The 23581-nt window shown below is 61.9% G+C and carries 20 protein-coding genes; 15 read left to right on the top strand and 5 right to left on the bottom strand.

Translation table 11 applies throughout. The annotated features are described in order from the left end of the window. Positions 1–1778 (bottom strand): retention module-containing protein (locus ACWNZ1_RS17125; protein ID WP_456027763.1); only part of this gene is annotated, 1778 nt, incomplete at its 3' end. A 216-nt stretch (positions 1779–1994) separates the two neighbouring features. After that, entirely contained in the window at positions 1995–2156 is a 162-nt protein-coding gene (locus ACWNZ1_RS17130) for a hypothetical protein (RefSeq protein WP_158296343.1), read from the bottom strand. On the opposite strand from ACWNZ1_RS17130, the gene ACWNZ1_RS17135 reads away from it, so the two are divergent. From ACWNZ1_RS17135 to ACWNZ1_RS17165, 7 genes are all read left to right on the top strand, one after another. After that, complete coding sequence (locus ACWNZ1_RS17135) at positions 2137–3486, top strand: TolC family outer membrane protein (protein ID WP_135843112.1); 1350 nt, start codon at positions 2137–2139, stop codon at positions 3484–3486. The two genes, ACWNZ1_RS17130 and ACWNZ1_RS17135, sit on opposite strands and share 20 nt — an antisense overlap. 38 nt (positions 3487–3524) lie before the next feature. Then, positions 3525–5681, top strand: a complete 2157-nt coding sequence (locus ACWNZ1_RS17140; protein WP_456027764.1) for a type I secretion system permease/ATPase — start codon at positions 3525–3527, stop codon at positions 5679–5681. After that, entirely contained in the window at positions 5671–7038 is a 1368-nt protein-coding gene (locus tag ACWNZ1_RS17145) for an HlyD family type I secretion periplasmic adaptor subunit (protein ID WP_135843114.1), read from the top strand. The genes ACWNZ1_RS17140 and ACWNZ1_RS17145 overlap by 11 nt, the downstream gene beginning before the upstream one ends. Positions 7039–7342: 304 nt before the next feature. Next, positions 7343–8245 carry a TauD/TfdA dioxygenase family protein gene (locus ACWNZ1_RS17150; RefSeq protein WP_095974133.1) on the top strand — a complete coding sequence of 301 codons (903 nt, stop codon included), beginning with the start codon at positions 7343–7345 and terminating at the stop codon, positions 8243–8245. A 37-nt stretch (positions 8246–8282) separates the two neighbouring features. Continuing rightward, positions 8283–9308 carry an ABC transporter substrate-binding protein gene (locus ACWNZ1_RS17155; RefSeq protein WP_256454030.1) on the top strand — a complete coding sequence of 342 codons (1026 nt, stop codon included), beginning with the start codon at positions 8283–8285 and terminating at the stop codon, positions 9306–9308. A 5-nt stretch (positions 9309–9313) separates the two neighbouring features. Further along, positions 9314–10174: an ABC transporter ATP-binding protein gene (locus ACWNZ1_RS17160; RefSeq protein ID WP_256454031.1), complete on the top strand. Its 861-nt coding sequence runs from the start codon at positions 9314–9316 to the stop codon at positions 10172–10174. A gap of 12 nt (positions 10175–10186) precedes the next feature. Continuing rightward, positions 10187–11053, top strand: a complete 867-nt coding sequence (locus tag ACWNZ1_RS17165) for an ABC transporter permease (RefSeq protein ID WP_046065221.1) — start codon at positions 10187–10189, stop codon at positions 11051–11053. A gap of 167 nt (positions 11054–11220) precedes the next feature. On the opposite strand, the gene ACWNZ1_RS17170 is transcribed toward ACWNZ1_RS17165, so the two are convergent. Next, positions 11221–11589 carry a DUF6124 family protein gene (locus ACWNZ1_RS17170; protein ID WP_256454032.1) on the bottom strand — a complete coding sequence of 123 codons (369 nt, stop codon included), beginning with the start codon at positions 11587–11589 and terminating at the stop codon, positions 11221–11223. A 415-nt stretch (positions 11590–12004) separates the two neighbouring features. Between ACWNZ1_RS17170 and ACWNZ1_RS17175 the strand changes: the two genes are divergently transcribed. The 7 genes from ACWNZ1_RS17175 to ACWNZ1_RS17205 all read left to right on the top strand — a co-directional run bounded on the left by ACWNZ1_RS17175 (position 12005) and on the right by ACWNZ1_RS17205 (position 21326). Then, positions 12005–12493 carry a cell division protein gene (locus tag ACWNZ1_RS17175; RefSeq protein WP_256454033.1) on the top strand — a complete coding sequence of 163 codons (489 nt, stop codon included), beginning with the start codon at positions 12005–12007 and terminating at the stop codon, positions 12491–12493. Then, the gene (locus ACWNZ1_RS17180; protein ID WP_256454034.1) at positions 12486–13928 is read left to right on the top strand and encodes a TIGR01777 family oxidoreductase; all 1443 of its coding nucleotides are present in this window, start codon (positions 12486–12488) and stop codon (positions 13926–13928) included. The genes ACWNZ1_RS17175 and ACWNZ1_RS17180 overlap by 8 nt, the downstream gene beginning before the upstream one ends. 9 nt (positions 13929–13937) lie before the next feature. Continuing rightward, positions 13938–16373, top strand: coding sequence for an alpha/beta fold hydrolase (locus tag ACWNZ1_RS17185; RefSeq protein WP_256454035.1), 2436 nt, complete (start codon positions 13938–13940; stop codon positions 16371–16373). Positions 16374–16634: 261 nt separating this feature from the next. Then, positions 16635–17411, top strand: a complete 777-nt coding sequence (locus ACWNZ1_RS17190) for an efflux RND transporter periplasmic adaptor subunit (protein WP_095963009.1) — start codon at positions 16635–16637, stop codon at positions 17409–17411. Next, positions 17408–18727, top strand: coding sequence for an efflux RND transporter periplasmic adaptor subunit (locus ACWNZ1_RS17195; RefSeq protein WP_256454036.1), 1320 nt, complete (start codon positions 17408–17410; stop codon positions 18725–18727). Before ACWNZ1_RS17190 ends, ACWNZ1_RS17195 begins: the two co-directional genes overlap by 4 nt. Before the next feature lies 1 nt (position 18728). Then, complete coding sequence (locus tag ACWNZ1_RS17200) at positions 18729–20825, top strand: biotin/lipoyl-binding protein (RefSeq protein ID WP_256454037.1); 2097 nt, start codon at positions 18729–18731, stop codon at positions 20823–20825. Positions 20826–20834: 9 nt separating this feature from the next. Then, entirely contained in the window at positions 20835–21326 is a 492-nt protein-coding gene (locus ACWNZ1_RS17205; RefSeq protein ID WP_041475653.1) for a GNAT family N-acetyltransferase, read from the top strand. Positions 21327–21457: 131 nt separating this feature from the next. On the opposite strand, the gene ACWNZ1_RS17210 is transcribed toward ACWNZ1_RS17205, so the two are convergent. Together ACWNZ1_RS17210 and ACWNZ1_RS17215 are read right to left on the bottom strand one after the other, a co-directional pair. Next, positions 21458–21769 (bottom strand): DUF6916 family protein, encoded by a 312-nt coding sequence (locus ACWNZ1_RS17210; protein WP_014335980.1) that lies wholly within the window; start codon positions 21767–21769, stop codon positions 21458–21460. A gap of 46 nt (positions 21770–21815) precedes the next feature. Continuing rightward, a complete protein-coding gene (locus ACWNZ1_RS17215; protein WP_014335981.1) occupies positions 21816–22403 on the bottom strand; it encodes a phage tail protein in 588 nt (195 codons plus the stop codon). Positions 22404–22704: 301 nt separating this feature from the next. On the opposite strand from ACWNZ1_RS17215, the gene ACWNZ1_RS17220 reads away from it, so the two are divergent. Next, entirely contained in the window at positions 22705–23550 is an 846-nt protein-coding gene (locus ACWNZ1_RS17220) for a sulfotransferase family protein (protein ID WP_456027765.1), read from the top strand. Positions 23551–23581: the final 31 nt, after the last annotated feature.

Below are 23581 nucleotides of genomic sequence, written 5' to 3' on the forward strand. Positions count from 1 at the left end.
GTGATCTGGCCGCCTTCAGTGATGGTATCGCTGGCGGTCAAAGTCAGGCCGGTAGCATCGACCGAATCAGTGATTGTGGTAACTGCAGGCGTGGTGCTTGGCACCAGGTTTTCAAAATTGCCGCCGGTCGCACCGGTAATAGTGGTGCTAACGGTGCTGCCATTGTTGTAGACGTCATTGGCCGGGGTATCGACAGCGACGGTACCGGTGGTCTGGCCCGCAGCGATGGTGATGACCGAGCCGTTGCTCAAGGTCACGGTCACTGGAGTTTGAGCCGGGTTGGTCAGGGTCGCGGTGTAAGTGATCTGGCCGCCTTCAGTGATGGTATCGCTGGCGGTCAAAGTCAGGCCGGTAGCATCGACCGAATCAGTGATTGTGGTAACTGCAGGCGTGGTGCTTGGCACCAGGTTTTCAAAATTGCCGCCGGTTGCACCGGTAATAGTGGTGCTGACGGTGCTGCCGTTGTTGTAGACGTCATTGGCCGGGGTATCGACAGCGACGGTACCGGTGGTCTGGCCCGCAGCGATGGTAATGACCGAGCCATTGCTCAAGGTCACGGTCACTGGAGTTTGAGCCGGGTTGGTCAGGGTCGCGGTGTAAGTGATCTGGCCGCCTTCAGTGATGGTATCGCTGGCGGTCAAAGTCAGGCCGGTAGCATCGACCGAATCAGTGATTGTGGTAACTGCAGGCGTGGTGCTTGGCACCAGGTTTTCAAAATTGCCGCCGGTTGCACCGGTAATAGTGGTGCTGACGGTGCTGCCATTGTTGTAGACGTCATTGGCCGGGGTATCGACAGCGACGGTACCGGTGGTCTGGCCCGCAGCGATGGTGATGACCGAGCCGTTGCTCAAGGTCACGGTCACTGGAGTTTGAGCCGGGTTGGTCAGGGTAGCGGTGTAGGTGATCTGGCCACCTTCAGTCACCGTATTGTCTGCCGACAGGGTGACGTTGGTGGTGTCGATGGTGTCGGTGATCTGGGTTACGGCCGGCGTGGTAGGCAGGGTCACGGCAATGCCGCTGCCGCCAGTGGTACCGGTGACGGTCACGCTGATCTGGCTTGGGTCGTTGTAGACGGTGTCGTTCGGTGCCAGCGGTACGTTGACGCTGCCGGTGGTTTGTCCGGCAGGAATCACGATCACGGAGCCGTTGGACAGGGTCACGGTCAGGTCGGTCTGGGGCGCCTGGGTAACGGTCGCGGTGTAGACCAGCACGCCGCCGGCCTCGGTCAGAGTCGGGGTGGCGCTCAGGGTCAAAGTCGAATTGAGCAGCGCGTTGGCTGTGGTGTCAGCATTGGTGTCGCCGCCTGTGATGTCGTCGTCAGCGGCTGCGGCCGTGCTCAAACCTTCAGTCGGGAAACCCACGGTGGGATCGACGCTGCCAGCGGTGGCATCCAGCACCACAAAGCTGTGGCCGCCACCGGCGGCACCACCCGTACCTGCGGCGGTAGCGCCGGCGGCGGTGGCTTCCAGGGCGGTCGTCGGGTCGACGCCTGCGGCGATGGCTTGTTGTAGCTCTTCTACCGACGGCGCGGCCTGAGCGGTGGCTTGTGCCAGGTCAGTGGAAGAATCTGGAGCACTGGCGCTCCACTGAGTGTCGCGGCCCAGGTCCAGGGAGCGGCCATCGGCCAGCTCCAGTGTGACGGCGCCGGCAGGGCCGGTGTCCAGCTGGTCGCCCGTGTACAGGCGATCCCCTTCAATGAGTACGCGCCGAATGCCCTCGGGGGATACGGCGAAAACCTGACCGACAATGCTTTTGACAACGGCAACAACACTGCTCATTGAAGACTCTCCGGGTGCCACGCTCAGTAGACTTCCATGGACCCGCGGCCAATGGCAGCAACGGTCTGGACGTTCTTGTTTCACTAAATAAGGTTGTTTTGACGCTTTTCGGTGTCAATATTTTGGCTGATTTTTTTTGGATGATTTGTTTGTGCCAAAGTATTGACCTTATGCTGGCCATCCTAAACAATCGCTGCCGCAATGTCACATTGATATTTAAGCGGCGACCTGTTCTTTCGGTGCATGTTCCAGCTCCTGCTTTGAACTTTCCGACATACGGTTATTCCGGTTGCCATCATCCGATGCAGCGCCACGTTTCGCTGTGATCCAAGACAAGTGTTTCAGGAAGAAATCCACTATGCGTTCGCCCTTGTTCATGGCTTTACCCTTCGCCCTCGCCGCCAGTTTCGTCCAAGCACAAACCTTGCCGCAGGCCATGCAACAGGCGCTGGATGTCCACCCTGAAATTCAGGCGGGTGTGAACAGTCGCCTCGCGGCGGACTACCAGCTCAAGGCGGCCAAGGGCGGCTACCTGCCTAGGGTGGATCTCGCAGCTGGGTATGGCCGGGAAGGTACCGACAGCGTCACTACCCGTTCGGGTGGCACCAATCATTGGGAAACCTTGAACCGCAGCGAGTCGAGCCTGCGCCTGTCGCAAATGGTTTTTGACGGTTTTGCGACGTCGAGCGAAGTGGGGCGTCAACAAGCTACCGTCAATGCCCGTGCCTATTCGTTGCTGGACGCCTCCGAGCGCACCGGGCTGACCGTGGCCCAGGTTTACCTGGACGTGCTGACCCGTCGCGAGTTCGTGCGCCTGGCCGAGGAAAACCTCAAGAGCCACGAGCGCATCTTCGACCAGATCAAGCTGCGCACCAGTCGTGGCGTGGGCAGCGGTGCCGACCTGGACCAGGCCGAAGCGCGGATGGCCCAGGCCCGCAATAACCTGATCACCGAACAAACCAACCTGGCCGACGCCGAGACCAATTACCTCAGTGCGGTGGGCCAACTGCCCGATCAACTGGATCGTCCCGCCGATTTTCTGGCGCTGTTGCCGGCCAACCTGACCGAAGCCCGCGCCCAAATGCTGGAAAACAGCCCGGTACTGCGTTCTGCCGAAGCGGACATCGCGGCTGCCGAGCAGCAGTACGAGGCCGCCAAGTCGAGCTTCTACCCACGCTTCGACGCTGAACTGGGTCGCACCGCCGACAACGACCTGGACGGCCAGAACGGTCACAACAATGAATGGCAAGCCATGCTGCGCATGCGTTTCAACCTGTATGCCGGCGGCAGCAACAAGGCGGACCTGGAGTCCAAGTCGTACCTGTCCAATCAGGCCCTGGATATCCGCAACAACGCGCTGCGCCAGCTTAATGAAGAGCTGGGCCTGGCTTGGAACGCCTTGAACAACGCCAACGCCCAAGTGCCGATCGCCCAACAATACGTAGATCACAGCACGAGCGTGCGCACCGCCTACCAGAAACAGTTCAGCCTTGGCGAGCGGACCCTGCTTGACTTGCTCGACAGCGAAAACGAGCTGTTCAGCGCCTCCCGCCGCCTGGCGGAAATCAAGAATGTGCAACTGTTCACCCAATATCGGATCAAGGCGACCATGGGTCAGTTGCTCAAAAGTCAGGGCGTGGTCGCGCCGTTGGCATCGGTTGTGCAGAATGACGTTAAGCCCAAGGTTCAGTTGCCTGGGATGAATTGAGTCATCCATCCAGTTTTGATCAGCAAAGAGTGCCGAGCGTGGAATCAGAAGTCAGTCGAGTCGAACTCATCCATGATCCACGCACGCTGCACGATGACCCGTTGCTGGACGGTTTGCTGGCGCTCTGCATGCTGCATCAGAAGCCGGCCAGCGCGGCGATGCTCACCACGGGCCTACCGCTGGCCAAGCAACGGCTGAGCGTCGAGTTATTGTCGCGCGCAGCGGCCCGTGCCGGTTTGCAAGGTCGGGTGCTGCAACGCAAGCTTGAACAGATCCCGACCATCGCCATGCCGGCCCTGTTGCTGCTCAAGGACGGGCGCAGCGCCGTGTTGCTGGGCTGGGTTGGTGACGACCAGGCGCGGCTGCTGCTCAGCGAAAGCGATGGCGGTGAAGTGACGGTCAGTCGCGAATTGCTGGCTGATGACTACAGCGGCAAGGTCTTCTTCGCCCAACCCCAGCATAAATTTGACGTCAACCACGGCACGCTGATTCCCCGGGCGCGTTCGTGGTTCCGCGACACCCTCAAGCGTTCCCGTTGGCTGTACGCCGACGCCATCGCCGCCAGCCTGCTGATCAACATCATCGCCATGGCCGCGCCACTGTTCGTGATGAACGTCTACGACCGTGTGGTGCCGAACCAGGCCGAATCGACCCTGTGGGTGTTGGCCATCGGCATCACTGGCGCCTACATCTTCGACCTGATCCTCAAGATGCTGCGCAGTTTGTGCCTGGACCTGGCCGGCAAGAAAACCGACCTGATCATTTCGGCCACGCTGTTCGAGCGCATCGTCGGCATGGCCATGAAATACCGCCCGGCGCGGGTCGGCAGCTTTGCCCAGAACATCCATGAGTTCCAGAGCCTGCGGGACTTCCTCGCCTCGCTGACCCTCACCAGCCTGATCGATTTGCCGTTCACGCTCCTGATTTTCATGGTCATCGCGATCCTCGGTGGGCACCTGGTGTGGATTCCGGTGCTGGCGTTCCCGATTGCCCTGTTGATCGGCTATGCGTTGCAGAAACCCTTGGTGGCAACCATGGAGCGAACCATGGCCCTGGGCGCCGAGCGCCAGTCCAGCCTGATCGAAACCCTGGCGGGCCTGGATGCGGTGAAGGTCAACAACGCCGAGAGCGAGCGTCAGTACCAGTGGGAACAGACCATTGGCACCCTCAGCCGTCTCGAGCTGCGGGTGAAAATGCTATCCGGCCTGGCGATGAACATCACCTTGCTGATCCAGCAACTGGCCGGGGTGATCATGATCGTCTTCGGCGTTTACCAGATCATTGACGGCAACCTGAGCATGGGCGGGTTGATCGCCTGCTACATGCTCAGCGGTCGCGCCCTCAGCCCATTGGCGTCGCTGTCTGGCCTGCTGACCCGCTACCAGCAGGCGCGGGTGACCATGACTTCGGTCGACCAGATGATGGAGCTGCCCCAGGAGCGCAACTTCGACGAGCGTCCGCTGAGCCGCAAGGTCCTGCAGGGCGCCGTTGAATGCCGTCAGTTGAATTTCACCTACCCGAACCAACAGAACGCCGCACTGAAGAACATCAACCTGGTGATCAAGCCGGGCGAGAAAATCGGCATCATCGGTCGCAGCGGTTCGGGCAAGAGCTCCTTGGCCAAGTTGCTGGTGGGCCTTTACCAACCCGACGACGGCGCGTTGCTGGTGGACGGCGTGGACATCCGCCAGATCGACGTCAGCGAGCTGCGCTACAACATCGGTTATGTGCCCCAGGACATCCAACTGCTGGCCGGCACCCTGCGGGACAACCTGACCTCCGGCGCCCGTTACGTCGAAGACGAGCTGGTGCTCCAGGCCGCCGAGCTGGCAGGGGTGCATGAGTTCGCGCGCCTGCATCCGCAAGGCTATGAACTGCAGGTTGGTGAGCGCGGGCAGAACCTGTCCGGTGGCCAGCGCCAGAACGTCGCCCTGGCCCGCGCATTGCTGCTCAACCCGCCGATTCTGTTGCTGGACGAACCCACCAGCGCCATGGACAACACGGGCGAGGAGCGCTTGAAACAGCGCCTGGCCGCCGTGGTGGAAAACAAGACGGTGCTGCTGGTGACGCATCGGGCATCCTTGCTGTCGCTGGTGGACCGCCTGCTGGTGATCGACCGTGGGCAGATACTGGCCGACGGCCCGAAAGCGGTCGTGATGGAAGCGTTGAAGAAGGGGCAGATCAGTGTTGCTTAAGTCGGGTTTCAAGGACGCCATCGGCCGCTATTTCAAAGGTTCTGCCTCGCTGCACGGCCAGCCGCTGCCCGAGGTCAACAAAGCCCTGATCGAAGACGCCCCACGGGTGGTGCGCCTGACGATCTGGGGGATCATCGGCTTCTTTGTGTTCCTCGGTCTGTGGGCCAACTTCGCGGTGATCGACGAAGTGACCAAGGGCGACGGCAAGGCGATTCCATCGTCCAAGATCCAGAAAATCCAGAACCTGGAGGGGGGTATCGTCGCCGAGCTGTTCGTCACTGAAGGGCAGATCGTCGAAGCGGGTGCGCCGTTGATTCGCCTGGATGACACACGGTTTGTCTCCAACGTCGGGGAAACCGAGGCTGACCGCCTGTCCATGCTGTTGCGGGTCGAACGTCTGAGTGCCGAGGTCGATGATCGACCGTTGAATTTCCCCGCCGATGTGCTCAAGGCCGTGCCGGGCCAGGCCGCCAGCGAGGAGTCGCTGTACATCAGCCGCCGTCAGCAGTTGCACGATGAAATTGGCGGGTTGCAGGAACAATTGATCCAGCGTCAGCAGGAACTGCGCGAGTTCGTTTCCAAGCAGGCGCAGTACCGCTCCGGCCTGGCGCTGCAACGCCAGGAAATCAACATGTCCGAGCCGTTGGTGGCCCAGGGTGCGGTATCGCCGGTGGAAGTGCTGCGGCTCAAGCGCGCCGAGGTTGAAACCCGCGGGCAACTGGACGCCACGACGCTGGCGATTCCCCGCGCCGAATCGGCGATCAAGGAAGTGCAGCGCAAGATCGACGAGACCCGCGGCAAGTTTCGCAGCGAAGCCCTGACCCAACTCAACGAAGCACGCACCGACCTGAACAAGGCTCAGGCCACCGGCAAGGCCCTGGAAGATCGGGTGAGCCGGACCCTGGTGACATCGCCGGTACGCGGCATCGTCAACAAGTTGCTGGTGAACACCATCGGCGGGGTGATCCAGCCCGGCAGTGACCTGGTGGAAATTGTGCCGCTGGACGACACCATTCTAGTGGAAGCGAAAATCCGGCCACAGGACATCGCCTTCTTGCACCCCGGCCAGGACGCCACGGTGAAATTCACCGCCTACGACTACACCATTTATGGCGGGATGAAAGCCAAGCTGGAACAGATCGGCGCCGATACCATCACCGATGAAGACAAGAAAACCACCTACTACATCATCAAGCTGCGCACCGAGCGCAGCCACCTGGGCACCGATGAAAAACCGCTGCTGATCATTCCCGGCATGGTCGCCTCGGTGGACATCATCACCGGCAAGAAAACCGTGCTCAGCTATCTGCTCAAACCGATCATCAAGGCCCGGGCCGAGGCATTGCACGAGCGGTAGCACCCTGGCTACATTCCCATGTGTGGGAGCAAAGCTTGCTCGCGAAACAGGCGCCTCGGTTCCTGAAAGATCGCGTTGTCTTCATCGCGGGCAAGCCTTGCTCCCACAGCGGTGCGGTGCAAAACTCCAGGTCATATCGTTATTCGTTAACGGTATTTAAATTACTGTTCTTATACCTTTAAAGTCATCCCCCTGCGTACCTGCCGACCAATCGGCGCGCCGCACGACATAAACCAACACGGTAACGCCGTGAGTTTTGATCGATTGCGCGCCTGTTCAAGCGCGTCGTGCGTGGGAGTGATGTATGTCAGCCGTCTCTTATTCTCCAGATTCACCTATCGCGAACATTGCATCGCAGTCGTTCGACGTCCGTCCGTTGCGCGATGCCGTAGGCGCCGAAATCGTCGGGCTGGACCTGTCCCGACCGATCAACGACCAGGATTTCGCCCGCATCCATCGCGCGCATCTGGACTATCACGTCGTGGTGTTCCGCGACCAACGCATCACCCCGGAACAACAGATCGCCTTCAGCCGCCGTTTTGGCGTGCTGCAGATCCATGTGCTCAAGCAGTTCCTGTTGGCCGGGCATCCGGAAATCCTCATCGTCTCCAACATCATCGAAAACGGCCAATCCATCGGCCTCGGCGATGCCGGCAAGTTCTGGCATTCGGACCTTTCGTATAAGGAACTGCCCAGCCTCGGCTCGATGCTTCACGCCCAGGAGCTGCCGAGCGAAGGCGGCGACACGTTGTTTGCCGACATGCACAAAGCCTGGGACGGTCTGCCCGAAACGCTGCGTAAAGCCGTGGAAGGCCGTTCGGCGGCGCATTCCTACACGGCGCGCTACAGCGAGACCAAATTCGAAGGCAACTGGCGCCCGACGCTCACACCAGAGCAACTGGCCCAGGTTGCCGAAGTCGTGCATCCGATCGTGCGTACGCACCCGGAAAACGGGCGCAAGGCGTTGTTCATCAGCGAGGGGTTTACCACCCGCATCGTCGGTCTGCCGGAGGACGAAAGCAGAGCCATCCTGGCCGAGTTGTATGCCTACAGCGTGTTGCCGCAGAACATCTATCGCCATCAATGGCAGCCCCATGACCTGGTGTTCTGGGACAACCGCTCGTTGATCCACTTGGCCGCCGGTTGCCCGAGTCATCTGCGCCGCAAGCTGTATCGCACCACCATCCAGGGCGACGCCCCTTTCTGATCGGCTGCGCCTCGCGCAAAGAGCCCGGAGTATCACCATGTCCAAACGCATTGCTTTTGCACCGCTGGCCGCCGCCATCGGCCTGGGATTCAGTTTGCTGGCCGGCAGCCTGGTCACGCCGGCCAGCGCCCACGCCGAGGGCGAGATTCGTATCGCCGAACAGTTCGGCATTGTTTACTTGCTGCTGAACGTGGTCCGCGATCAACAATTGATCGAAAAATACGGCAAACAGGAGGGCATCGAGATCAAGGTCGATTGGACCCAGTTGTCCGGCGGCGCGGCGGTCAACGATGCGTTGCTGTCGGGCTCCATCGACATTGCCGGGGCCGGCGTCGGGCCGTTGTTGACGGTCTGGGACCGCACCCGTGGCAAGCAGAACGTCAAGGCCGTGGCCTCCCTGGGCAACTTTCCCTATTACCTGTTGAGCAACAACCCGAACGTCAAGACCATCGCCGACTTCACCGAGCAGGACCGCATCGCGGTGCCGGCGGTGGGTGTTTCGGTGCAGTCGCGTTTCCTGCAATACGCCGCGGCGAAACAGTGGGGCGACAAGGAATTCAACCGCCTCGACAAGTACACCCTGGCGGTGCCGCATCCGGACGCCACGGCGGCGTTGATTGCCGGCGGCACCGAATTGACCGGGCACTTTTCCAACCCGCCATTCCAGGACCAGGCCCTGCAAAACCCCAACGTCCACGTGGTACTCAATTCCTATGACGTGCTCGGACCGAATTCACCCACGGTGCTGTTCGCCACCGAGAAATTCCGCGATGAAAACCCGAAAACCTACAAGGCATTCGTCGAGGCGCTGACCGAAGCGGCCGAATTTGCTCAGAAGGACAAAGGCGCGGCGGTGGACACCTACCTGCGGGTGACCAAGGCCAAGATCGACCGGGCGACGTTGCTGAAGATCATCGACAACCCGCAGATCGAATTCACCGTCACTCCGAAAAACACCTACCCGCTGGCCGAGTTCCTCTACCGCGTCGGCGCGATCAAGAACAAGCCGGCGTCGTGGGAAGATTATTTCTTCCAGGACGCCAAACCGCTGCAGGGGAGCTGATTGTCATGAATGCGCTTTTGCAAGGCCACGCGGCCAGCAATCCCACCTCCACCGGCACGGCGTTGTTGTCGGTGGATAATGTCAGCCTGGAATACCGCACCCCGCAACGCGTGGTGCGCGCCACCCACGAGGTCAGTTTCGAAGTCGACCCGGCGGACCGTTTCGTATTGCTCGGCCCATCGGGCTGCGGCAAGTCCACCTTGCTCAAGGCCATTGGCGGCTTCATCACGCCGTGCGAAGGCGAGATTCGTTTGCAAGGCCAGACTGTCAGCGCCCCGGGCCCGGACCGGATCGTGGTGTTCCAGGAGTTCGATCAACTGCCGCCCTGGAAAACCGTGAAGCAGAACGTGATGTTCGCGCTGCTGGCATCCGGCACGCTCAAACGTCGCGAGGCCGAGGAGCGGGCACTGCACTATCTCGACAAAGTCGGCCTGGCGGCATTTGCCGATGCCTACCCCCATACCTTGTCCGGTGGGATGAAGGCCCGCGTTGCGATTGCCCGAGCGCTGGCGATGCAACCGAAAATCCTGCTGATGGACGAGCCCTTCGCCGCCCTTGATGCCCTGACCCGACGCAAGATGCAGGAAGAGTTGCTGCTGCTTTGGGAGGAGGTGCGTTTCACGTTGTTGTTCGTCACTCACTCCATCGAAGAAGCGCTGGTGGTGGGTAATCGCATTCTGCTGCTGTCGCCGCACCCAGGAAGGGTACGGGCGGAAATCCACAGCCATCAATACGATCTGCACAGCCTCGGCGGCGTGGGGTTCCAGCACACGGCGCGGCGGATTCATCGGTTGCTGTTCGATGAAAACCAGTCGCCGGACACCGAGCGTGAGCTGGATTTCGCCGATATCCGTATCGCGTATTAAGGGGAGCGTTCCATGAGCCAGTTATCGCCTGCGCGCGAAGAATACGAAGTCCAATTACAACCCTTGACCCATGTGCCACTGGAGCGCGAGTTGCCCTTGGGTCAGCGCCTCTGGCAACAGGGTTGGCTGCGCAAAAGTCTGATCCTGTTGTTGCTGGCGCTGGTGTGGGAGGGTGTGGCCCGATACCAGAACAACGACCTGCTGCTGCCGAGCTTCCTGCAGACCGCCAGCGCGTTGTACGACGGTTTGCTCAGCGGCGAGCTGCTGGGCAAGGTGTGGATTTCCCTGGTGGTGCTGCTCAAGGGCTACCTGCTGGGGATCGTCCTGGCGTTTGGCTTGACCACACTGGCCGTGTCGACCCAGTTCGGTCGCGACTTGCTCAGCACCCTGACGTCGATGTTCAACCCGTTGCCGGCCATCGCCCTGTTGCCGTTGGCGCTGCTGTGGTTCGGCCTGGGGCAGAACAGCCTGATTTTCGTGCTGGTGCATTCGGTGCTGTGGGCACTGGCGTTGAACATGTATGCGGGTTTTCTCGGCGTGTCGGAAACGCTGCGCATGGCCGGGCGCAACTACGGGCTCAAGGGCCTGCGTTTTGTGCTGTTCATCCTGATCCCGGCGGCGCTGCCGTCGATCCTCGCCGGGCTGAAAATCGGCTGGGCCTTCGCCTGGCGCACCCTGATCGCCGCCGAACTGGTGTTCGGTGCCACCAGCGGCAAGGGCGGCCTGGGCTGGTACATCTTCCAGAACCGCAACGAGCTGTACACCGACAAGGTGTTTGCCGGGTTAGCGGTGGTGATTCTGATCGGGTTGCTGGTGGAGAACCTGGTGTTCGACAGTTTGGAGCGGGTGACGGTGAAGCGCTGGGGGATGCAGCGTTGACCAGGTAATACTTCTTGCCCGGATTTTGGGTCGCCTGGGCTGACGCCTTCGCGAGCAAGCCCGCTCCCACACTGGATTTGTGTTGAACCGAAGTACTGAAATCAACACCGATCAATTGTGGGAGCGGGCTTGCTCGCGAAAGCGGTTTTCAATTCACCACAGGCATGTCAGCCCGCCGCTTGAACCTCCAGCCGATCCATCGCCCTTTCCACCAACAAATGCACCCCATCGGCCATCCGGCTGATTGCCAGGATGACGCTGCGGCGCGAACCGTCGATATCATCGGCCAGGTCGGCGGCGATGGCGCTGATGGACAGCAGATCTTCGGAGGCATTGGCCAACAGGGTTTCGGTGTCGATGTCCGGGGCGACCATGAAGAGTTGGGATGCTTGGGTTTTACCCGAGGCTTCATCGGCCGGTTTGGGGTTGAGGTAGTAGTCGAGGGCGCGCTCGGCGGCTTCGTCGAGTTTTTTGGTTTTTGAGGACTTGTCGGAGTTGCCAGGGCTTCCTGGCGGATTCGGAGTTACCTTGAACATGTTTTGGCTTCCTATTCAATCAGAGCCGCCCTAGCTCGCTTGCACGCGATATAAGGGTGGCAGCTATGTGAGGGTGTGCAAGACCGAGTAGGAACCACCAAAAAAACCTCGGCAGACCCGAAGGTCTCCCCACACACAGCCGCCATAAAACACGGGCACGAATGCTCATTAAATGGCTGGTGGCATTATTTGGCGTTCTTTTACCCGGACTTGCACGTCCGTGTCACCGTTTTTTCAGTGACAAACCCAGACTAGCGGTGAGCCCAAAGGCGGACAAGTTCACCAACATCGCCACAACTTGAAGGAAATCTCCTAGGACGCTGCTGTACGAGCTGCACCAAACCCAATTAGCCAAGTAAAGCCCTCTCCATTTCCTTTAGACTGGCCGCCCTCAAGCAAGCCTTCAGGACATGGAATGCCACCCCCTCACAGTCCCTTTCGCAAAGCCCTGGTCGTTTGGTTATATGCCGCCGCTCTGATGCATCTGCTCGCTGGCGTCACGCTGACCTGGGCCGGTCATTCCGGCTTGCTCGATAACTACCTGAACACCATCGAACAGGCTTTCTGGGGAGCCGACTCAGTGCCCGTCACGGCCCGCGCGCAACAGGTCTGGTGGCTGGCCTTGTTCGGCGCCACATTGCAGAGCTATGGGCTGTATATGCTCGCCCTCGTCCATATCGGCAATCGATTGAAGCGCGCCATGCCTTGGGGATGGTTAATCGCCGGCATCCTGCTGTGGGCGCCCCAGGACATGCTGATTTCCGCCCAGGCCCAGGTCTGGTCGCACCTGTGGTTCGACAGCGTCGCCCTGCTCGTTTTATTGCCGCCGCTGTTCTGGCTCTATCGCCACGACCGCCGCACCTCCCTGACTGACAACGCGTCGAGTGATTCAAACCATGCCTGACTTTTCACTGCTGGACTGGGCCATCACCCTGCTGATTGCCCAGGCGATCCTCGGTGCGCTGGATACCCTCTATCACCACGAACTCACCGTCGCCTTGCCCTATCGCCACAGTGCTCGGCTGGAACTCTCTATCCACTCCCTGCGCTCGTGCTTCTACGGGATCCTGTTCCTGGGCATGGCGCACTTGGCCTTCGAGGGGACGTGGGCGATTGTCATCGCGTTGCTGTTCGCCTTGGAGATCGGCCTGACGCTCTGGGATTTCGTGGTCGAGGACCGTAGCCGCAAGCTGCCCGCCATCGAGCGCATCATGCACACGGTGCTGGCGGTCAACGGCGGGGCCTTTTTCGCGCTGTACGGCGTGCAACTGGCGCAGTGGGCGAGTTTGCCCACCGGCCTGAGCGCGATCGACCTGGGCTGGCGCGGTTGGCTGCTGACCTTGTTCGCCATCGGGGTTACAGCCTCGGGGATTCGCGACGGCTTGGCGGCCCTGCGCATGCAACGCGCGGGCAAGCCCGCCAACCCGTTTGCCGGTGGTGCCTACAAGCGCGTGCTGGTGACCGGGGGCACTGGGTTTATTGGCGAGACCCTGGTCAATCAACTGCTCGACGCCGGGCACACGGTCAGCGTGCTGGCCCGTGATCCGTTGAAAGCGGCCTATCTGTTTGATGGCCGCGCCCGTTGCCTGCGCTCCCTGGGCAAGCTGGGTCATGACGAAACCTTTGATGTGGTGATCAACCTGGCAGGCGCGCCGGTCGCCGGGCCGCGCTGGAGCCCCGCGCGCCAGGCGCAACTCATCGCCAGTCGGGTCAATACCACTGAAGCCTTGATGACCTGGTTGAAAAACGCCCGGCACAAACCGGCGTTGTGGATACAGGCGTCGGCCGTCGGTTTTTATGGTGTGCGTGACGCCAGCGAAAGCCTCGATGAAAGTGCCGCCCAGGGCGATGGTTTCATGGCTGAACTTTGTGTGCGTTGGGAAGCCTCGGCTCGGCCTGCCACGGAGTTGGGCGTGCGCCAGGTGGTGATGCGCCTGGGCGTGGTGTTTGGCCCGGGCGGTGCTTTGTTGCCGTTGCTGATTCCATTTCGCCTGGGGTTTGGTGGGCGGATGGGTGACGGTCGGCAAATCATGAGTTGGGTGCACCGCGACGACGTGATCCAGGTGATCGCCCGGGCCTTCGATGACCAAAGCCTGAGCGGCACCTACAACCTGGTGGCGCCAGAAACGGTCAGTCAGGCGCTGTTCGCCGAAAGCGTTGGCAAGGTGCTCAAGCGCCCGGTGTGGTTCCACATTCCCGCCGCGCCGGTGCGTGCCTTGGCAGGCGAAATGGCCCAGTTGTTTTTCGACGGCCAACGTGTGCTGCCAAGTCGTCTCGTCGAGGCGGGCTATACGTTCCGTTACCCGACGCTCGACGCTGCCCTGCGCGACTTGGCCTGAGGAGCGCCCATGAGCAAGCCCCGGATGTACCTGCTGGCCGGCAACGGCAGCGCCGCCGATTGGTGGGACGACGCGTTGCCGCATTTTCAACACCACGATGTGGTGCCGCTGGAGCTGCCCGGCTTCGGCAGCAACCCTCAGGCTCCCTGCGAAGACCTGGAGGCCTATGCCCAGGCATTGCTGGCGGCAACGGACAAGGGCAGCGCGATCATGGCGGTCGGGGTCAACGCCTTGCTGGTGCTGCACGCCTTGCAACGTCAGCCGGGGCACTTTTGCCGCAGTGTGTTGCTGGCGCCGGTGGGTGCGTTTTTGTGGCAACGACGGCTGCCGGCGTTGATGTCGCCGCTGCCGATTCGCAAGACCATTCACTGGCTGCTGGCGAACAAACCGACGCTGTTTGCCCACAAGTTTTCCAGCCAGGCCTGGACGCCCGCGCAGTACCAGCGCATGGGCGCCGGCTATGCTCGCTGCCGCGCCTTTGTGCCGCACTGGGACTTGGTGCGTGCCGACACCGCCTTGCCATTGCTGGAGTGGATCACCGACCCGGTCGAACTGGTGTGGGGCGATCAGGACAAGGTACTGGGCGTCGCGCAGGCGGCAGCATGGTCGGCCATTCTTGCCCGTGCCGATTTGACCATCAGCCTGAAACCCGGTTGGGGGCATTACCCGTGGATCGATTCACCCGCTGAATTCGCGGCGTGGCTGGAGTCGGGCGAACGTGGTTTCGTCGCGCACACCAAAGGCGGTCGCTTGCGCCTGGCGGCGCTGGCTGGGCAGCCGGTGCCTGCGGCGCTGTCGCTCAACGATTGCGCTGACCCACGCTTGCCAAACTTTCTGGAGAGCCAGCCGGACGCTATCTGGGCAGTGCGCTCCTCCAGTTATGGGGAGGATCAGGCCGATGCGGCCAATGCCGGCTTGAGTACCACGTTCCTGCGCGAGCCGACGCATAACGTGCCGGCGCGCATTGCCGAGTTGAGTGCGGCAGGTGTCGAAGAAGTGGTGGTGCAGCGCTTCATCACACCACAGCTGTCCGGGATTGCCTTCGTGCGTCACCTGTCAGTCGAACTGGAATGGGTCGAAGGTCATCTGGAGTCGTTGGCCGATGGTAAGGTGAGCCCGGAGCGGGCGATCATTTCCCGTCTTGGCGCGGCGTGGAACAGCGATACATTCAAGCCAGCCCACGGCCTGACCGCTGATCTGCTGTGGCGTTTCCTGCAGGGCGTGCTGCGGGTTTTTCACTACGTACCCGGCGACGTTGAATGGGCCTGGGACGGCACGCAACTCTGGCTGCTGCAATACCGACCGATCAGCGACTACGGCTGGCGCCGCCACCTGACCGCCGCCAACATCGCCGAGATCCTGCCACCGCAACCCAGCGTATTGGTGGAGTACGCCCAGCGCCGCGCGGCGGCGAGCATTCCGGCGATCATGGCGCGTTGGGATCCGCGGGTACTGCAAGACAACGAGCCTTTCACGGCGGTGTTTGGCGGTGCTTCGTATATCAACAACGACCTGTTTCTCGCCCGGCTGGCCGACTGGGGCATCAGCGCCAGCAGCTACGCCGGCGAGGTCGGCGGCGCGACACCGCACCTGCCTTGGCGGCCGCTACGTCTGCTGCGTTCGCTGCCGTTGTTCCTGCGCATGCAACGCATCGCCCGCGGGCATTTGCTGACGCTTGAAAACGGCTTGCGACGTTTTGACCAAGAGCTGTATGAGTTGACCGAACAAGGCGCAGACGGCCAGCAACTGGCCGACTGGTTTACCCGTTTCTACGTGTTCGTGGTGCAAGGCAACCTGTGCATCGCCAGTGCCTTGGCCAGCAGCGGCGGCGACTGGCTGGGCCGGCCACCGACCGCCTACGACAATCTTGAACACAGCCCCCATCGGCTGCCCTGGGAAACCGACCCAGCGACGCCACGCCCGGCACCGACCGAGCTGCCGTTGCAGGCCTTCCCACAATGGCCCCTGACGATTCGCCTGGCCCATTCGACCGGCCTGCCAGGCTTGCGCGGTTACTACTTGCAAGTGCGCGAATGGTATCGCGACAACCTGATGCGGATTTTCTTCCGTCTGCACCACGCCATGCCGACGATGGACCGGGCGCATTGGTTCGCGCCGCACCCGGACATTCGCAGCCGCGACGGCAGCTTCTGGCAGGACGGTCGTGAAGGCACCGAGCAGGCGAGTGGGTTCCTGATCTACCCAGGGCGGGCCCAAGGTATTTTGGGCGAGGACATCCTGCTGGAAGACACCCTGGACCCTGGCCGCCATGCCCACTATCAAAGCGCCCGGGCCGTGATCGCACGCATGGGCGGCCGCTTGTCCCACGGCTCGACACTGCTACGTGAATTACGCAAACCTTCGGCGGTATTGCCTCAGGTGGATGTGGGTTGGTTGGGGCGTGAGGTGGTGTATTGCGATGGGAAGTTGAGGTTGGTGGAGTAGGCAGCGCGATGTCTGCCAACCACATAACCTGTGGCGAGGGGATTTATCCCCGTTGGGCTGCGCAGCAGACCTAAATGGTTAAATACCAACACCCTGATACACCGAGATGACTGTTTTCAGGGCCGCTTCGCGCCCCAGCGGGGATAAATCCCCTCGCCACAGGGTGTGTATGACCACCATATTTCTCACCTCACACCGCTACTCCCTTGACGCCCCCCACCGCTGTCGTAGACTCCGCCCATCCGTCAGGGAGTAACGGTCATGCGACGTTTATGCAGTTGGGTTGTGGGATTGGCCTTTGTAACGTGCGGGGTCCAGGCGCAAACGCCGGCTTCCGACGATCCGTTGCTTGAGAGCAACGTTTCGGCCAGTGCGTCTGGCAACGAGGCGCGAGGGGTGCTTCGGGCGCGGGATCAGGCGGTGCTGGCCAGTGAGTTGGCCGGGCGGATTGTCGAGTTGCCGTTCAGTGAGGGCGAGTCGTTCAAGAAGGGCGACACCCTGGCGCGTTTCGATTGCTCGGCCTATCAGGCCCAGCTCAATGCGGCCCAGGCGGCCAGCCGTGGGGCCGGTGAAGAGCTGGCGCATAACCGACAGTTGGCGGCGTTGAAGTCTGTCGGGCGGTTTGAAGTGTCGCGGGCCGAGGCCCGGCTCAGCGAGGCCCAGGCGCAGTCCCAGGTGTATCAGGTCCAGGTCAGGCGCTGCAGCGTGATCGCACCCTTCGACGGGCAAGTGGTGGCGCGCAAGGTCCAGCGTTATGAAAGCGTCGCGGCCGGCGCGCCGTTGCTGGATGTGGTCGACAACCGCACCCTGGAGATTCACTTGCTGGTGCCTTCACGCTGGATGGACAGGCTCAAGCCCGGTCAACCCTTTACCTTTGTTCCCGATGAGACCGGCAAGCCGTTGCAGGCGACGGTCAAGCGCTTGGGCGCGCGCATTGACGAGGGCAGCCAGACCTTGCTGCTGGTGGCGAACGTGCCGGATGCCAGCGGCCTGCTGTCGGGCATGAGCGGCACGGCGCGTTTCGCGGAGCCCAAGTGAACGCGCCGATATCGGGCAGCGCCGAGCAGGTGTTTGCCCGCTTCCTCGACCTTGAACGCCAGACCCGGGCTGCACGAACGCCGGCGCAATTGAGCTACAGCCTGGTCAACGACGGCCAGGCCTTGTTCGGGTTTCGCCACGCCGCGTTGTTGATCGCCGGCAAGGTCCAGGCCGTGACTGGCGTCAGTACCGTGGAGCCGAATGCGCCGTTCGTGGCGTTTGTCGAGCAGGCGGTGGCGCAGTTGTTCAAGCAGGGGGTGCTGAATCAGGCCCGGGTGATTGCCGGCGATCTCGTGAGCGAAGCCATCCGGGCAGACTGGCGAAGCCTGTCGGCCGGGCAAGTATTCTGGCTGCCGTTGATCGATCATCAGGGCCAGGAGTTCGGTGGTTTGTGGCTGGCCCGCGATCTGCCCTGGACCCCGTCCGAACAAGTGCTGCTGTCGCAACTGGGCGACACCTACAGCCATGCGTGGCTGGCGTTGCAACCACGCAAGCCGTGGCGCCTGCGCTGGACGCGCAAGCGCCAGGTCGCCCTGGTGGCGGTGTTGTTGCTGGGCTTGCTGATCCCTGTGCGCCAGTCGGTGTTGGCCCCGGCCGAAGTGGTGCCGCTGGGCGGGCAGGTGGTGGCGGCGCCGTTGGATGGGGTGATCGCCGAATTCCTGGTCAAGCCCAACCAGGCCGTCAAGAACGGCGACCTGCTGTTGCGTTTCGAAAGCACCAGCCTCAAGGCCCAGGCCGATGTGGCCGAGCGTGCGTTGGGCGTGGCCGAGGCGGAACTCAAGGCCAACTCCCAGCGCTCGTTTGCCGACGCGGAGTCGAGTTCGAAGATTGACTTGCTGGCCGCCCGCGTCGAACAGAAACGCGCCGAGCGCAACTACGCCCTTGAACTGCTCAAGCGCAGCGAAGTACGCGCCGAGCGGGACGGCATCGCGGTGTTTGCCGACGCCGAGCGCTGGCTCGGCAAGCCCGTGCAGACCGGCGAGCGGCTGATGGAAATCGCCGATCCGAACCAGGCCGAGTTGCGTATTGAGTTGGCGGTGGGCGACGCGATTGCCCTGGAGCCCGGTGCGCAAGTGGCGTTGTTTCTCGACAGCGACCCGTTGCAGCGACACCTGGCCTGGCTCGAACGTTCGGCCTATGAAGCGCAGCCGACCGCCGCCGGGCAACTGGCGTATCGGTTGGATGCACGTTTCGATGCTCAAGCGCCGCGTATCGGCCTGCGAGGTACAGCGAAGGTCTTCGGCGACCGCGCGCCGCTGGCGTTGTACCTGCTGCGTCGACCACTGGCCGGCCTGCGCCAGAGCGTAGGCCTGTAGCATGGACCTGCCGAGCCTGCGGCCGGACCTGCAACTGTCCCCGGCGGCGCCGGACCCGGACGGTTCGCCGCAGTGGACCTTGGCCGATCCGGTGCGCGGACGCTATTTCAAGCTTGGCGCGGCGGCGATGCGCATGTTGCGACACTGGTCCCTGGGCGATCCGGAACAGGTGTTGCAGGCGGCGAACCGCGAGCCGGGCCTGCCGCTCAATGGCGAATCGCTGGAGCAGTTGCTGGGTTTCTTGCGCGGCCATGATCTGATCAGCGCAATGGACCCGCAGCAGCGCGACAGCTATCTCTTCAAGACCGCCGCGCAGCGCCAGAGCCTGTGGCAGATCCTGCTGCACCAATACCTGTTTTTTCGCATTCCGCTGTGGCGCCCGGACGCCTTTCTCAATCGGGCCTGGCCCTGGTTGGCCCGGTTCGGCCCCGGGATCCTGCGCTATGGCCTGCCGCTGACCCTGGGCCTCGGCATCTTCCTGGTGTCGCGGGACTGGCAGCGATTCATCGCGACGTTTCCGCACCTGTTCAGCCTGGGTGGTGCGCTGGCGTTCGGGACGGCATTGCTCTTCGCCAAGCTGTGCCACGAATTCGGCCATGCGTTCATGGCCAAGCGCGCCGGTTGTCGTGTGCAAAGCATGGGCGTGGCGTTCATGGTGCTGTTGCCGATGTTCTACACCGACGTCAGCGACGCCTGGCGGATCAATGATCGTCGCGCGCGGTTGCTGATCGGTGCCGGCGGGGTCTTGGCCGAACTGCTGCTGGCGTGCATCGCGTTGCTGGCCTGGTCGCTGCTGCCCGACGGGCCGGCACGCACCGCTGCGTTCATGCTGGCCAGCGCCACCTGGATCACCACGTTGATCATCAACCTGAACCCCTTCATGCGCTTCGATGGGTATTTCCTGCTCAGTGATTTCTGGGCGGTGGATAACCTTCAGGGCCGTGCGTTCGCCCTGTGCCGCTGGCGCCTGCGCGAAGCCTTGTTCGGTTATGGCGCGGCGGCGCCGGAACCCTGGTCGCCGAAGATGCGCCGGCGTTTGCTGGTGTGGGGCTATGGCTCCTGGCTGTGGCGGGCATTGTTGTTTTTCGGGATTGCCCTGGCGGTCTATCACCTGTTCTTCAAGGTGCTGGGCATTTTTCTGATGATGGTGGAATTGGTGTGGTTCATTTTTATGCCCATCGTGAATGAATGGCGGCAATGGTGGAGTCGCCGTGAGCAGGCCCATGGTGCTCGGGTGCTCCTGAGCGGCCTGGTCGTGCTGGCGGTGCTGTTGGTGCTGTTGCTGCCCTGGCGCAGCGCGGTGGAAGTGCCGGCCATGCTCGAGGCCGGGCGCGCCAGTGCCTTGCACGCGCCGGTGGCGGCGCGGGTCAAGCAAGTGAATGTGCGCGACGGTCAGACCGTGGCCCAGGGCGATGTGTTGATTGAGTTGGAGTCGCCGGACATGGCGTCACGCCTGACGATCGTGCGTCGGGAAATCCAGATCCAGCAGTTGCAGATGCGTCGTCAGGCCGGGCGCAGCGAAACCGCCGCCGATGCTGGCATCATCGAACAGCAACTGGCCGAAGCGGTGGCCGAGTACCGGGGCCTGATCGCCCAGCGTGAACGCTTGTTGTTGCGTGCGCCCCATGCTGGCCAGGTGCGCGACTTGTTGCCGCAACTGTCGGTAGGGCGCTGGTTGTCGCCCACGCAGGCGCTGGCGCGGGTGGTGCAGACCGATTCGCGGCTGCGCGGGTACTTGACCGAAGCCGAGCTTTGGCGGGTCGAGCCGGGTGCCACGGGACGGTTCATTGCTGACGATCCGATGCACACCTCGATTGCTGTGCAGTTGAATGAAATCGACACCAACGGCGTGGCTTGGGTCGAACAGCAAGCGTTGACGTCCGACCATCACGGGCCGATTGCGGTGCGCCGCGACTCGCAGCAACGGGCCGAGCCGGTGCAGGCGCAATACGGCGTGCGCCTGAGTGCGGTCGACGAGGCGTCGGCTCCGGTGCAACCGCTGCGCGGCGTGGCGGTGTTGCAGGGCAAGGGCGAGTCGGTATTGGGAGCGGCCTGGCGTCGGTTGGCGGCGTTGGGTGTCAGGGAAAGCGGGTTCTAAGGGGTGAGCATGGATTCAGTGGCGGCAGAGGGATTGGTGGTGCGTCCATCGCGGGTCAGCGATGGGCCGTTCCTGCAGAGCCTGTACCAGGCGGCGCGACCGGACCTGCAATGGATCGATGGCGAGCCTGAGCAGGTGCAGCAGGTGATTGCCCAGCAGTTCCAGGTGCAGGAGCAAGGGTTGGGCGAGAACTTTCCCAACGCCATGCATTACGTCGTGGAAAAACTCGGCACCGCCATCGGTGCCTTGAGCACGGATTTTGGCCCCAATGAGATCCGCGTGCTGTACCTGGCCTTCATCCCCCAGGCACGTGGGCAAGGTTATGGCCGGACGGTGTTGCAAGGGGTGCAGAAAGCCGCGCAACAGATCCGTTGCCCGGTGGCGACCGTGGTCTGGGCCAGCAACCCCCATGCACGCCGGCACTACCTGGCGCTGGGTTTCGAAGTGCAAGAGCGCAACCCGGCGGCGGAGCGGTTGGTCTGGTATCCGAAAGGCAACTAAACAGTTTCTGACTTGGCACATGTTCAATGTGGGAGCGAGCTTGCTCGCGATGACGGAGGCTCAGCCAGCATAAGTGTTGAATGTGCTGCCGCCATCGCGAGCAAGCTCGCTCCCACAAGAGATCATCGATTTCAGTTAAACGCGATGTAGAAATACCCCAGCGCCGGATCCCGTCCCATGGGCGGTATCCGCGACACGAACACCCCTTCTATCTTGCCCAGCTCCGGGACTTCCAGCCCGCAGAGGCCATCCACGAACGCCGTGCTTTCCAGGCTGTTGAATTCCACGCTGAAGGGCATGCGCTCGGTGTTCGGCATCTTGGCCCGAGGTGTTTCTTCGAGGGTTTCGAAGCGCACCGGCAGGCAACTGCCGTCGGGCAGGGTCAGGCTGCCGGTCTGGCCCAGCAGCGGTTGGAAATGGCGGCTATGAACCTGTTGCAGCATGTCGACACTCCAAAAGGCCGGAGGACCGCAGCCCTCCGGCGGTTCATCAGTTACGGGACGGGAAGTAGCCTTGAAGGGCGATGCTGAAGTTGATTGCCAGGAACGGATTCATGACCGCCATGGGCATGTTGCCGCCCGTGGGGGCGACCGTGCCGTTGACCGTGGTGGTCACGCCTTGCAGCGGCACTGGCGAAGCGCCTATCTGGTCGGAATAGATTGCCGCCGAGCCCGGCCCGGTGCCCGAGGTGCCGATGAACGAGTTGGTGGCCGTGGGCGTATTCACCGGATTGCTGGCCGGGTTGGCCAACTGCAGGGTGGTCGAGGCGGTGATGCCGGTGAGGGCGTGGGTGTGGTTGGGCAGGTTGTTGATCGTGGCGGTGACGTTTTCGGTGCCGGAGATTTCACCGATGACGCGCGGGGTCAGGCCCAGGCCATTGCCTTGGCCCAAGGGCAGGCGCCCTTGCAGGTTGGGCAGCATGAAGGTGGTCTGGCCGTTGCCTCCGTACGTCACGCCGATCAGGGCGAACAAGGTCTGGTATTGAGTAAGGGCAAGAGTCTGCCCGTTGCACAGGGCCCAATTAGCGGGTGCAAAGTTAAAGGCGAATGACTGGATAGTGCCGATGAATACTTCCATAGATTCCTCATCCTTCAGGTTATTGGTCTTGCAGTGCCCGGACGTGAAGGACAAGAGTGCGATCAGCCCGACTCCTTGATTCCCTGGCCTGGTCACGCACGGCTGAGCGTAGACCGGGATGTTTGATTTTGCCGGGCGAAGCGGGCGGAAAAATGTCGTGACACGGCTTAATCGATTCAGGTTCCCGAGCGTCTCTACCGTCCATCTTTTTTATAGCTTGGAATGAATCTGATATCAAAGTACTACTAGGCGAAGATTGTTTCCTCGGCTACGCTTCGCGGTACAAAGGGACTACAAACAGGTGAAGGGATTGCCGCAGTTTCACTTTATCTCCGGTTTACCGCGCTCAGGCTCGACCCTGCTTTCTGCCATTTTGTTGCAGAACCCGCGCTTTCATGCCGGCATGACCAGTCCCGTCGGCACGCTGTTCAGCAGCGTCCTGCAGCAATGCAGCGCCGGCAGCGAGTTCGGTTCGGTCATCGACACCGATCTGCGCCGCCGCCTTTTGTGTGGTCTCTTCGATTCCTACTACGCCGACAAATCCGACAAGCCGGTCATCTTCGATACAAACCGCCAGTGGTGTGCTCGCTTGCCTGCCCTGCAGGATCTGTTTCCCCAAGCCAAGACCATCGCCTGTGTGCGCAACGTCGCCTGGGTGCTCGACAGCCTGGAGCGGCTCTACCGCGCCAATCCGTTCGAAAACACCAAGCTGTTCAACGACGATGACGAGCGCAACACCGTCTACAGCCGCTGCGAAACCCTGGCCCAGCGCAACCGCCTGGTGGGGTTCGCCTGGACCGCGCTCAAAGAGGCCTACTACGGTGAGAACGCCGAGTCGCTGCTGATCGTTGATTACGATTTGTTGAGCCAGGCCCCGGAGCGGGTGATGCGCCTGGTGTACGAGTTCATCGGCGAACCCTGGTTCGAACACGATTTCAATCACTTGACCTACGACGCGCCGGCCTTCGACCAGGCCCTGGGCGTTGCCGGCTTGCACAAGGTCAAGCCCAAGGTCGCGCCGCAAGCCCGGCGGACCTTGTTGCCGCCGGATCTGTTTGAAAAGTATGCCGAGTTGTCGTTCTGGCGCGATGGGTCCGCAAGCGCCGCCAATGTCATTCGTATGAAAACCGACGCCGCCGTCAGCTGACTGCGGTTTTTTTCATTTGCGTGTTCAAGAA

It is taken from the genome of Pseudomonas sp. CFBP 5748 (assembly GCF_053850495.1).